Consider the following 12,184-nt stretch of genomic DNA (forward strand, 5'->3'; position numbering starts at 1 on the left):
TCGTGATGTCATGTTTTCGCGGCGTACGGCATGGGACGTCTCCCCAAACCGTCTGGCGCAGGCGCGTCGGCATCACCAGTCCTGTGGACGCACGGCCATCGACCTTGCGTGCACCAACCCCACGGCCCTCGGCCTGGTCTATCCCGAGGAGCTCTACGCAGAGCTGTTCTCCGCGGGCTCCATGGTCTACGCCCCGGAGCCCTTCGGGATGCTCAGCGCACGCGAGGCGGTCGCGCAGGGCTACTACGCCCGCCGCGGCATCGAGGTCGACGCGGATCAGGTCTGCCTGAGCGCGAGCACCAGCGAGTCCTACGCGCAGCTGCTCGCGATGCTCTGCGATCCGGGCGACGCGATCTTGGTCCCGAGCCCCAGCTACCCGCTGCTCGACTACATCGCCGAGATCGCCCGGGTCGAGCTGATCCGCTACCCGCTGCACTACGACGGCCACTGGTGGGTCGACCGTGCTCGCCTCGCCGAGCTCGCGGCGCGCCACGCCGGCCGCGTCAAGGCGCTGGTCTGCGTCAGCCCCAACAACCCCACCGGCTCGTTCCTGACCATCAAGGAGCTCGAGGCCATCGAGGGGCTGTGCGCCACCCATGACCTCACGCTGATCGTCGACGAGGTGTTCTCGGACTACCCGCTGCACCCCGGCCCCTCGCGGGTCGCGAGCACCGTCGGCCCGCGCGAGTGCCTGACCTTCTCGCTCTCGGGCCTGTCCAAGGTCGCCGCCCTGCCCCAGCTCAAGCTGTCGTGGGCGGTCGCCAGCGGCCCCGACGAGCTCATCCGCCCCGCGCTCGCGCGGCTCTCGGTCATCGCCGACACCTTCCTCAACGTCTCGACCCCCGCCCAGTTCGCGCTGCCCAAGATCCTCCCGGCCAGCGAGGCCATGCAAGCTCGCATCCGTCGCCGGGCGATCGCCAACCTCCAGACCCTCGACGCGGCGATCACCGACAGCCCGGTCTCGCGCCTCGGGGTCGAGGCCGGGTGGTCGACGATCCTCACCCTCCCGCAGCTCGGCGAGCTCGACGACGAGGGCTGGGTGCTGCGCATGCTCGAGCGCTGCGACGTCTGGGCCCAGCCCGGCTCGCTCTTCGACATGCCCGGCTGCCACCTCGTGCTCTCGCTGCTGACCCCGCCCGAGGCCTTCGCCGAGGGCATCGCTCGCCTGCTCGGCCTCGTCGTGCGCATCGCCGGCGGCGGCCGCTGGTAGGCCCCGCGCCCCGCGACATCGACAAAAAAGAGCCCGCGCACCTCCACGGTGGCGGGCTCTTTCGTGTACCCGAAGTACGCGAAGCTCAGGCGATCAGAACTCGACCTCGGCCGCGCTGAGGATGTCGGCCGCGGGATCCGTGGGCACCGACTGGCTCTCGGGCGGCTCCTGTCCGGCCTCGACCCAGTCGATGAGCAGCTCGAAGCTCTTCTCCACGTAGGGCTGGACGTAGGTCAGCGAGTCGGCCAGGCCCTCCTCGCCAAACTCCCCGTCGAAGTCGAAGTCGAGCAGCGCGTCGGCGTGGCGGTCGATGTGCCCGGCGTTCTCGATCACGTAGAGCCGGTAGAGCTCGGGGCTGCCCTGCTCGGCCACGGCGTCGGCGTAGGCGTAGCCGTTGCCGTGCACCCCGAGCAGCGCGTCACCCAGGCCCTGCACGGTGATCAGCGGGGCCGAGAACTGCGCGCTGTTGGCGTTGTCGAGCGCGGCCAGCACGGCCTCCTCGTTCCAGCCGCCGTCGACCTGGAGGTCGAGCCAGGGATAGAAGACCGGCGGCTCGTCGCTCCCGTCCGAGTAGGGGCTGTACTCGGCGGCCACGAAGGCGTCGTCCCCGAGGAGCTCGGCGCGGAACAGGTAGGAGGTGACGTTGTAGTAGCCGGTGCCCTTGTAGGCCGTCAGCCCGTAGTCCTTGAGGTAGTCGAAGGTCGAGTTGTAGGCGCCCCAGACCGGCGCGGAGGCGGCGTCGAAGCCGATCGCCATCATCGCCTCGTGGGCGTCGGCGAAGGGGGGATCGAGCTCGAAGTTCGCCGTGTTCGTCAGCGTGTCCGGGTCGTAGGGCCAGCCCATGATATGCGCCGCGCGCTCGTTGCTGGTCAGCCACCACATCTGATAGCCGTCGAGCTCCGCCGGCGTGACCACGCCATCCTCGTTCTCGTCGAGCTCGATCTCGCTCGGCCAGTAGGCGCCCTCCCAGTCCACGCCGCCGTCGAAGCGACGCTCGGCGCCCTGCTCGACGGCGAGGTGATCGAGCTCGAGGCCCTTGCGGACCTGGTAGCCGCCGTTGGAGATGCCGATGGTGTAGACCCGCTCGACCGCGCCGGCGGTCGCCAGCTCGACGCGCGGGCGCGCCCAGTCGGCGAGGTCGAGGAGCATCATCCCCCAGTGGCGCGTGGGGTGCTCGCCGGACAGCATGGTGTCGTTGCCCGACACGCCCCCGTTGGTCATGCCCTTGTTGCCGACGACGTAGGCGTAGCCCTGGTTGACCAGCCACGCCGAGAAGATCGCCTCGGTGCTCCACTCGTCGCGGGTCCCGGGCGAGCCGCCGACGACCAGGCGCCCGTTCCACTGCGTGGGCAGCTTGATGACCAGCTCCTGGCGGCGCGTGCCGTCGTCGCCCTCGACCACCAGGGCGCCGGTGCACTCGCGGCCCGCGACCTCGCCGCTCGGCGGCATCATCAGGCTGTGCAGCTGCGTGGCCTGGAGCGCGCTGAGCTTGGCCTGCTCGGCCTCGGGCAGCGCGAGGAACTCCTCGCTGTCGGCGACGATCGACCAGTAGGTGGTGTGCGCGATGCCGCCGTCGCCCTCGCCCACGTAGTCGGTGCAGCTCGCGTCCTCGAGCCCGTCCATGAGCGCGTCGAGGTCGGGCTCGAGCATCCCCGTGGTCGTGTCGGTGTCCGTGTCGGTCTCGGTCTCGGTGTCCGTGTCGGTGTCCGTCCCGGTCTCGGTCTCGGTCGAGCTCTCGGTCTCGGTGTCCGTGTCGGTCTCGGTCTCGGTCTCGGTCGTGGTCGAGCTCTCGGTCTCGGTGTCCGTGTCGGTCTCGCTGCCGGACTCCTCGGTGCCCGCGGTCTCGCCGACCTCGTCGCCGGCTCCGTCGTCGCTGCACGCCGCCAGCAAGGCCAAGGGCAGCAAGAAAGTGATCGTCTTGTTGACACTCATGCCCGCGAGGCTATGCGCTCTCGCGTCCGAGCCAAAGCCCATCAATGCGTAGAGTTTGGCGGCCCGGTGCGGGTCGGGTGCGATCGCGGTGCGGTGATCCCCACCAACGATTATTTGAGTGATCTACATGGCATCACAAAGATTGGCCGTGCACCTTCATGCCGCTTTGCCCCTATCGACGCCCTTCTTTCATGACCCCCGGTCGCAGCTCCCCGGCCACCACCATGGCCCGCCCCCAACCGACTCCCAGCGTCGAGCGCAGCGCTTCGCACCCCCGAGCACGCGCTTGCACAGCGAGGGGGCGCCGTTTTGGGCCACGACCGCACCGACCCAGAGTGTGGGGGGTAAGCTGCACGCGATGGCCGACATCACCTTGCTCTCCAAAGCGCTGACCGCCTACGTCCACGACCACACAACCCCCGAGGCGCCGATCTTTGGTGAGCTGCGCGAAGAGACCCACGCCGACCTCAGCTCCCCGCAGATGCAGGTCGGCCGGGTCGAGGGCGCCTTCCTCAAGCTCATGGTCCAGGTCAGCGGCGCCCGCCGGGTGCTCGAGATCGGCACCTTCAGCGGCTACTCGGCCATGGCCATGGCCTCGGGCCTGCCCGAGGGCGGCGAGCTGATCACCTGCGACGTCGACCCCGAGGCCACCGCCGTGGCCCGGCGCTACTGGGACCGCAGCCCCTGGGGCGACAAGATCACGCTTCGCCTCGGCGACGCCAAGCAGACCGTGGCCGCGCTCGCCGAGGCCGGCGAGCGCTTCGACATGGTGTTCATCGACGCCGACAAGACCAGCTACCAGCGCTACTGGGACCTGGTCTTACCGATGCTGCCCGTGGGCGGGATCGTGCTCGCCGACAACACGCTGTGGAGCGGGCGGGTGCTCGCGCCCGAGGGCGAGAGCTGCCGGGCGATCGTCGCCTTCAACCAGCAGGTGCGAGAGGATCCCCGGGTCGAGCAGGTCCTGCTCTCCGTGCGCGACGGGATCATGTTCGCCCGCAAGCTCCGCGACTGAGAGTCCGAGCCGCGCGTGCGCCCAGTGGGCCGCGCTCACTCGCCCCCGTCGGCCTCCGCCCCCGTGAGCTTGCGGATCTCGGCGACCACCTCGCTGGGCTCCGCGCGCTTTTTGTAGTCGACGTCGAGGAAGGCCCAGGCGATCTTCCCGTCCTTGCCGATCACGTAGGTCGCGGCCAGCGGCAGCGTGTTCGAGTCGTCGCCGTTGTGCTCGTTGAGCGCGAAGTTCTCGTTGTACAGCGCGGCGAGCTCCGGCGGGAGCTCGAACACGATCTCGTACTTCTTGGCGACCGCGTTACCGACGTCGCTGAGCACCTGATACTCGAGCTCGTGCTTTTGCTGCGTGTCCAAGGACGCGTCCGGCAGCTCCGGGCTGATCGCCACCAAGGTGCCCCCGGCCGCGGCGATCTGCTTGCCCGCATCGGCGTAGCCCTGGAGCGCGATGTTGCAGTAGGGGCACCAATTCCCGCGGTACCACATGACCGCGACGGGTCCGTTCTCGAGCAGCTTGGCCAGGCTGACCTGCTCGCCGGCGGCGTTGGGCAGGCTGAAGTCGGGCGCAGCGTCGCCGACCTTGAGGGCGCGCTCGAGGATGTCCGAGGCCGCGAGCTCGTCTTGTGCGGCCTGCATGACCTTCGAGACCTCCTCTGGGCGCTTGCTCGCGGACGCCTCGGCCTTGGCCGCGAGCTCCGCGGCCAGCGGCGCCCCGCCCTCGGGGGCCGCCGCGTCCGCTTTTTCATCGCCGGTCGGCGCCGGAGCGGGCGCCTCCGCCTCTTTCTTGGCCTCCTGCTTGGCCTGGTCGTTGGTCGCGTCCTTGGCGTTCTCCTTGGTCTCGCCTCCTCCACAGCCGAGGCCCAGCATGGCGAGGGCGACGAGCGAAGAAGCGAACAAAGGCCTACGAATTCGAGCGCTTGGCATCTTGGGCCGGGCTACGGCCCAGCCTGGCGCGAGGTTACGCCCGCGAGCGCCAGCGAGTCCTCGGGAGCGCGCCTAGGAGCCCGTGGTGAAACCCAACACGACACCTCGCTTGGTCTTTTCGCCGAGGGCTTTGTCGCCAAAACTGGCAGTACGCCCGGTACAGCGGCGTTTTGGCTTCGCGCCCTCGACGAAAAACCCGGCGCCAGGAGCCGCGCTGGGTTCCACCACGGGCTCCTAGTACGACTTGATCACATCCGCGAGGGCCTGATCGGTGGCCCCCGTGGGTCGATGTCACGTCCGCACATGGGACAGTGACCCAGCAAGTGAAGCAGGACCACTTGTAGCAACGCTCGGAATGCCTGGATGGTCAGCCCCGGCTCGGCTCGCTGTGCTTTCCGCCTCCGGGTCCTCCGGGGAAAAAATCACGCGGTGGAGCGTGAGAAAGGCGTGAGCCGCGGCGACCAGGGCGACGTGGTGGTGGAAGCCTCGCCATGTTCGTCCCTCGAAGTGGTCGAGGCCGAGCTCCCCTTTCATCTCCTGGTAGTCCCGTTCGATCCGCCAGCGAAGCTTGGCCAGGTAGACCAGCCTCTTGACCGTGGTCTTCGCGGGCAAGTTCGACAAATAAAACGCGGTTGGCTCCTTCTTCTTGTAGGACCACTCACACAGCAGCCACTGCACCTCACCCGGTGGGTGCCCTGACCGATGCCGGTGCGCGGTTCGGATGCGTAGCACCGCGAAGCGCCGCCGCTGAGGCCCGCGCGTCCCGTGGCGCCATTCGACGTGACGGAAGCGCCTAGCAGGCAAGCTCTTCGCCAGCTCTTCGACCGAGACGGGCTCGACTCCTTCGGGGGAGACCCACTTTGTTCGTGGCCGCCCCCTGGTGCCGGGAGCTTTGGACGGAGGAGGGCTCGGGCACGTCCCTGGCGGCCATACGACCGCGTTGCCGGAGATGCGCAGTACGTAGTGGAGCCCGCGTTCTTCGAGTCCCTTGCGGAATTCCGTCGAGTCGCCGTAGGCCGCGTCGGCGAGCACCGGTCGAGGCGCGAGCCCCCACTCGAGGGCGCGGTCGAGCATGCCGAGGCCGAGCTCGAGCTTCGTTTGATGGGAGAGCTCCTCGGGGACGCCTGCCTTGGTCCGGCGCCTTGGGTCGTTGGCCCAGACCTCGGGAAGAAACAAGCGCATGCCGATGCAAGCGCCGCCCGCCTCGCTGGCGAGGTGGAGGCTTGCTGCGACCTGGCAATTGTCGACGCGGCCCATCGTCCCCGAGTACTGACGCTGTACCCCGACGGAGTGCTTGCCCTTCTTGGGGAAGCCGGTGTCGTCGATGACGAAGGCGTCGAGGCCCGGGAGCTTGTCCTCGACGCGAAGGGCGAGTCGGCGAAACAGCTCCCACTCGTCCCAGTTAGCGATCGTGATCGCCTGCTGGAGTCGCTGGCGGATGGCTTCGCTGTCACCGGGCGCGGCTGCGAGGCGCTTAGCGATGGGCACCATGCTCTTGCGCTCGCCATCGAGGAGAAGCCCACGCATGTAGTTGGCGAGGGCCTCGCGCCGCTCGCTGCGACCCATCTGATGAGTGATGTAGCCGAGAAACTCCTCGAGTTCGGCCCCCACCCGGGAGATTTGTTCTGGAGTCACCCCCGCAGCAGATCACAGCTGGGGATCGTTGTCGATCCCCATCTGACCAAGTAGTCCTAGAGCGGATCCCCGCGGCGCCCGAAGTGGATGTTGGCGGTGAGCAGGGTGTTGACCCACAGCCCGCCGGCCCAGCCAAAGTCGACGAGCGCGCCGAGGCTGAAGCGATCGTTGATCTTGCCGTAGCCGCCGATCCCCGAGGCCGCCCGTGCACCGAAGGTCGTGAGCGAGGAGCTGGTCTGGGCGTCCTTGGCCGACAGAACCCCAAACCCGAGGGTCAGGTGCCAATACAGCGCCCAGCGCTGGTTGCCCCCGCCGAGCACGAGGTCACCGTTGACCGTCGCGAGGTGGAGCACGTCCTGAAAGTCTGGATCCTTCAGGTAGGTGTAGTGGATCATCGGCCCGCCGCCGACGAGGAAGTGCCCCTTGGCGCCCGCCCACTTGGTCGCCAGGCCCCCCAAGCGAAAGCCGCCGCCCAGGGCCTCGTAGGCCTTCTGCGGGCCAACGACGTAGTCGAAGCCCGGCGAGACCACGAGCATCCACTCGCGCTTGCCAACCTTGGCCGGAGGCATCGGCTCGAGCTCTTCCCCGCTCGCGCCCTCCTCCGCGCCCTCGACCTCGCCGGCCTCCTCCTGCGCCTCCGCTTCGATCGGGTCGTCGACCACGGGCTCTGGCTCGATCAATGAGGAGAGGAGGGCGAGGGCGAATATCGAGGTTGTCATCGGCCGGCTCTGACGCCTCGACATCCTCGATCTTCACCCTGAGACAAGATGGCGAGACAGCAGAGCGCGGGAGCGCGCACGCGCGGGCTGCGGGGGCGAAACCTCGCCACCTCGACGAGCGAAAGTGGAGACCACAATCGAGTCGCCGCCTGCTTCTCGCGGCACAACGCTTGCTAGAATCCCCCCACTCGTGGACGCCGCGCCAAGCACACCTCCCGCCCACTCCTCCGCTCCACTGTCTCCGGCGGCCGCAGCCGAGACGCTCACAGCCATCCGCGAGGTCGTGCGCAAGCAGATTCGCGGGAAGGACGAGATCATCGATCTCGCGCTGATCTGCCTGGTCGCCAGGGGCCACCTGCTGATCGAAGACATCCCCGGGGTCGGCAAGAGCACCCTGGCGCGGGCGCTGGCCGTCGCCATCGGAGGCAACTTCGCGCGCATCCAGTTCACCAGCGACCTGCTGCCCGCGGACCTGCTCGGGGTCAACGTGTGGCGAGCCAGCCGCGAGCACTTCGAATTTCGCCGCGGGCCGGTGTTCGCCAACCTCGTGCTCGCCGACGAGGTCAACCGCGCCCCGCCGCGCACCCAGAGCGCGCTGCTCGAGGCCATGGCCGAAGGTCAGGTCTCCGTCGACGGGGTCAGCCACACCCTGCCGCGGCCCTTCGTGGTCATCGCCACGCAAAACCCCGAGGAGCACCACGGCACCTACCCCCTGCCCGAGTCCCAGCGCGACCGCTTCTTGCTGCGCCTGTCCATGGGCTACGCCGCGCCCGAGGTCGAGGCCGCGCTGCTCCTGGGCGGCGGGGTGGATCCGCAGGGCAAGGACGCGGGCGAGCTCGACGGCGCCCTCGAGTCGCCCAGCAAGCTGACCGATCTCCAGGCCGCGGCCGCGGCCGTGCACCTCCACCCCGACCTCGCCGACTACGCCCAGCGCGTGGTCCAGGCCACCCGCGACGCCGCCGAGATCCGCCTGGGCGTGAGCACCCGCGGCGCCCTGGCCTGGGTCGCCGCCGCCAAGGCCAGGGCCCTGCTCGCGGGCCGCTCGAACGTGCTCATCGACGACCTGCAAGAGCTCGCCGTGCCCGCCCTGGCCCACCGCGTCGTCCCGGCCCAGGCCGGCAGCGGGGATCAGGTCGCCCTCGCCCAGGAGCTCGTCCGCGAGCTGATCGCCGCGGTCCCCGTCCCGGTCTGAACCACGCCCGCGCACTCCAATCGGCGATTTCGATGCAAGACGCCAAGGTCACGGCCAAGAAAAAAAAGATCCCGCTGCTCCGGCGCATGCTCAGCGCCTACGGCCGCAGCCTCGAGATCACCAAGGCCGGCTGGCTGTTCATCCTGCTCACCTTGGCCGTGGGCTTCGCCGCGATCAACTCCGGCGCCAACTTGCTGCACGTGCTCTTTGGCTGCCAGATCGGGCTGATCATCGCCAGCGGGATGCTCTCGGAGAACATGGTCCGGCGAGCCGAGGTCCGCCGCAAGGTCGCCTCGCCCCTGCACGCCGAGGGCCGCGGCGCGCTGATCGTCGAGCTGCGCAACGCCAGCCCCCGCGGCGACATGATCTCGGTCAGCGTCGAGGACGACGACCGCTTCGACAGCCCCGACCACACCGAGCCCGTGTTCAGCGTGGCCGTGCGAGGCGGAGCCACGGCCACCTTGCACACCAGCGTGACCATGACCCACCGCGGCCTCCACCCCCTGCCCAAGGCCGTGGTCGCGACCCGCTTCCCCTTTGGCCTGTTCGTCAAACGCCTCGACCTCCAGGTCCGCGAGCGCGTGCTCGTCTACCCGCGGATCCACCCCGTCGACGTCCAGGAGCTGCGCCAGGCCTACAGCGGCGAGGGCGAGGCCCTCGGCTCGCGGGCCCGAGCCGGCGAGTTCTTTGGCCTGGCCGAGTACCGCGACGGCCAGGAGCTGCGGCGGATCCACTGGCCGGCCACGGCGCGCCTCGGCAAGGCCGTGGTCCAGGAATTCGAGGCCCGCGGCGAGGGCGAGCTCGTGCTCAGCCTCCTCCCTGGCCGCGGCGGTGACCCCAGCTTCGAGGCCGCCGTCGAGGAGGTCGCCTCCCAGGCCGTGGCCCTGCTCGACGAGGGCCGCGTGGCCACCGGGCTGCGCTACGGCGACGAGCTGGTGATCGAGCCGGGCACGGGCCCGGCCCACGAGCGGCGGGTGCTCGAATTCCTCGCCCTCGTCGGCCTCGACCCGGACCCCAATTCAAACGCGGACTCGGCGGACGACGCCAAGCCCGGCGCCGAGGAGCGCGCGGCATGAGCTGGCTGCTCCGCCTCGCCGATCGCCTCGGTGGCCGCGGTCGCGGCCTCGTCCACCTGCGCGACATGCTGAGCCTGATCCAGGCCAGCTTGGCCGTGGCCGCCGTGGTCCTGGCCCAGAGCGCGAGCTGGTGGGCCGTGCTCGTCACCGTGCTGCTCGGCGCCTGGGCCATGGTCCGACCGCTGCCCGAGCAGGCCAGCAAGCGCGCCCTGCGGCTGTGGACCCTGGGCATCGTCTTCGCCCTCGCGCTCAGCGGCGTCCGGGCGGCGCTGCTCGGCACGGAGCTGCTGATCGTCGGCGTCGACTTCTTCTTGCTGATGATCGTCCAGCGCCTGTTCAACCGCCAGCGCGCCCGCGAGCACATGCAGCTGCTGATGCTCGGCGCCGTGCTCATGGTCATCGCCGCGGTCATCGACGCCGAGCTCCACTACCCCGTCCTGCTCGCCCTCTACCTGCCGGCGGCGACCTTCGCCCTGCTCGTCAACCACCTCGTGTCCGAGGGCGAGCGCCTCGGCCGGCGCGTCTCCTATGAGGTCGACCGCTACGGCACGCGCCAGCTCCCGCGCCTCGGGCGGGCCGCCCTCCAGGTCGCGCTGATCTCCGCCCTCGCCGGCGTCCTGACCTTCCTGCTCTTCCCGCGCTTCGGCGTGGGCGTGTTCTTGCGCGGCAACCTCTACGGCCGCGAGAGCGTGGGCTTCTCCGAGAACGTGCGCCTGGGCGGGTTCGGGACGATCAAGACCGACGCCACCGTGGTCATGCACCTCGTCCCCCTCGACGAGCGCGAGCACGGCGCGCGACCGACCTGGCATATCCGCGGCAGCGCCTTCGATAACTACGAAGACGGCAGCTGGGGGCGCTCGTCCGCGGCCGACAAGGGCGAGCTCCACCAGCGCCGCGGCTACGACGTGCTCGCCGACGATGGCACGCTGCGCGCCGAGATCACGGGCATGCCCTATCGCTTCGCCGGGGTCCTCGGCGAGAGCGTGACCCCGACCCCCGTCCCCGGCTTCGCGGCCTCGACCGAGACCGCGCGCATGCTCGTGACCATGGAGGACATCGGCACGGATCTCCTGTTCGCGGCCGGTCAGCCCCTGGCCTACTCGCTGGCCCCGCGCGGCGCGATCGAGCGTCGCAACCGCGTGGGCGCCGACCTCGACGACCAGGTCCGCGTGCTCGATCGCCAGCCGGGGCCGATCCAGTACGAGGCCGTGGGCCGGACCGGGGCGCCGACCCGCAAAGAGCTCGCCGCCGTCGGCGAGCCCGAGGTCCCCGAGTCCCTCGCCGCCTACCTCCAGCTCGACGAAGACCTGCGCCCCGAGCTGCGCGCCCTCGCCGAGGAGATCACCGCCGGGGCGCGCACCCGCGTCGAGAAGGTCGAGGCCGTCGAGGCCTACCTGCTCGACAACTACAGCTACAGCCTCGATCAGCCGCGCTCCGATCGCGTCAGCGCCGGCGAGATCGACCCCATCGAGGGCTTCTTGTTCGACACCAAGGCCGGGCACTGCGAGTACTTCGCCTCGGCCATGGCCCTGCTCCTGCGCGAGGTCGGCGTGCCCACGCGCAACGTCAACGGCTTTTACGGCGCGCACTACAACGAGCTCGGAGAATTCTACGCCGTGCGCCAGGCCGACGCGCACTCGTGGGTCGAGGTCCACTTCGGCCCGCTGGGCTGGGTGACCTTCGACCCCACCCCGCCCGCGGGGCGGACCGCCGGCGACGACGCCTCGTGGTTCCCCGGCATCGCCGAGCTCGCCGACGCCCTGCGCGACGCCTACCTCGAGTACGTGATCGACTACGACCTCGGCGACCAGCTCGAGGCCCTCGAGCGCCTCGGGGTCGAGCGCCAGGGCTACAGCCTGCGCGTCGACTGGCGGATGTTCGCCCCCTGGCTGGCCGGGGCCCTCGGCCTGCTGGTCGCCGGCCTCGGGGTCCGCAGGCTGCTGCGCCGCCGCCGGACCAGCGTGGCCGCGGAGATCCGAATCTATCGCCGCCTGCTCGCGACCATGGCCCGCCGCGGTCGAGCGCGTCGCGAGCACGAGTCGCCCTCGGCCTGGGCCAGGCGCCTCGCCGGCGAGGGCGCCCCCGAGGCCGAGGCCCTCGCCGCCTTCGCCCAGGCCTACGAGCGCGCCCGCTTCGGCGCGGGCGCGGTCCAGTCCGCCGAGCTCGCGCGCCTGGGTGACCTGGCCACGCGTGTCCGCGACGCTCGCCGCTGATCCCCCAGCCCCTCGCGCCCCATGGGGCACGAGCCCCGCGGCCGCCCGTGGCGAGACGCCAAACAGTTTCATATTCGAATGACCAATGAATGGGCACTCGAATTACATCACACATTCGCAGCTCAAAGAGACACCCAAAGCCAGCGTAGCACAATTACCCATTCACGGACCCAACCCACCGGATGACATTGCGTGACCATACAATCCCCTCGGAATTCATCAATTTTAAAGCCATAGCCAGGCAGACAACAATCGCATATATTGAATGCGATTAG

9 protein-coding genes are annotated in these 12,184 nt (G+C 69.6%); 5 read left to right on the forward strand and 4 right to left on the reverse strand.

Annotated elements, in window-relative coordinates; all coding sequences use genetic code 11:
• The first annotated feature begins 10 nt into the window (after positions 1–10).
• Positions 11–1,210, forward strand: a complete 1,200-nt coding sequence (locus G6O69_RS35665; protein WP_172307933.1) for a pyridoxal phosphate-dependent aminotransferase — start codon at positions 11–13, stop codon at positions 1,208–1,210.
• Between the two features lie 93 nt (positions 1,211–1,303).
• On the opposite strand, the gene G6O69_RS35670 is transcribed toward G6O69_RS35665, so the two are convergent.
• Positions 1,304–3,142, reverse strand: a complete 1,839-nt coding sequence (locus G6O69_RS35670) for a hypothetical protein (RefSeq protein ID WP_172307934.1) — start codon at positions 3,140–3,142, stop codon at positions 1,304–1,306.
• Positions 3,143–3,500: 358 nt separating this feature from the next.
• Here G6O69_RS35670 and G6O69_RS35675 point away from each other — a divergent pair, with 358 nt between their 5' ends.
• A complete protein-coding gene (locus G6O69_RS35675) occupies positions 3,501–4,157 on the forward strand; it encodes a class I SAM-dependent methyltransferase (RefSeq protein WP_172307935.1) in 657 nt (218 codons plus the stop codon).
• 35 nt (positions 4,158–4,192) lie between these two features.
• Here the strand turns inward: G6O69_RS35675 and G6O69_RS35680 are convergent, their stop codons facing one another.
• From G6O69_RS35680 to G6O69_RS35690, 3 genes are all read right to left on the reverse strand, one after another.
• Entirely contained in the window at positions 4,193–5,047 is an 855-nt protein-coding gene (locus G6O69_RS35680) for a peroxiredoxin-like family protein (protein ID WP_217909980.1), read from the reverse strand.
• Between the two features lie 318 nt (positions 5,048–5,365).
• Positions 5,366–6,709: an IS701 family transposase gene (locus tag G6O69_RS35685; protein ID WP_172306095.1), complete on the reverse strand. Its 1,344-nt coding sequence runs from the start codon at positions 6,707–6,709 to the stop codon at positions 5,366–5,368.
• 56 nt (positions 6,710–6,765) lie between these two features.
• Positions 6,766–7,428, reverse strand: coding sequence for a hypothetical protein (locus G6O69_RS35690; RefSeq protein ID WP_172307936.1), 663 nt, complete (start codon positions 7,426–7,428; stop codon positions 6,766–6,768).
• 190 nt (positions 7,429–7,618) lie between these two features.
• Here G6O69_RS35690 and G6O69_RS35695 point away from each other — a divergent pair, with 190 nt between their 5' ends.
• The 3 genes from G6O69_RS35695 to G6O69_RS35705 are packed head-to-tail and all read left to right on the forward strand — an operon-like array spanning position 7,619 to position 11,909.
• Positions 7,619–8,620 carry an AAA family ATPase gene (locus G6O69_RS35695; protein WP_346017126.1) on the forward strand — a complete coding sequence of 334 codons (1,002 nt, stop codon included), beginning with the start codon at positions 7,619–7,621 and terminating at the stop codon, positions 8,618–8,620.
• Positions 8,621–8,652: 32 nt separating this feature from the next.
• Complete coding sequence (locus G6O69_RS35700) at positions 8,653–9,696, forward strand: DUF58 domain-containing protein (RefSeq protein WP_172307937.1); 1,044 nt, start codon at positions 8,653–8,655, stop codon at positions 9,694–9,696.
• Entirely contained in the window at positions 9,693–11,909 is a 2,217-nt protein-coding gene (locus tag G6O69_RS35705) for a DUF3488 and transglutaminase-like domain-containing protein (RefSeq protein ID WP_172307938.1), read from the forward strand. Before G6O69_RS35700 ends, G6O69_RS35705 begins: the two co-directional genes overlap by 4 nt.
• Positions 11,910–12,184: the final 275 nt, after the last annotated feature.

This window comes from Pseudenhygromyxa sp. WMMC2535 (assembly GCF_011083025.2).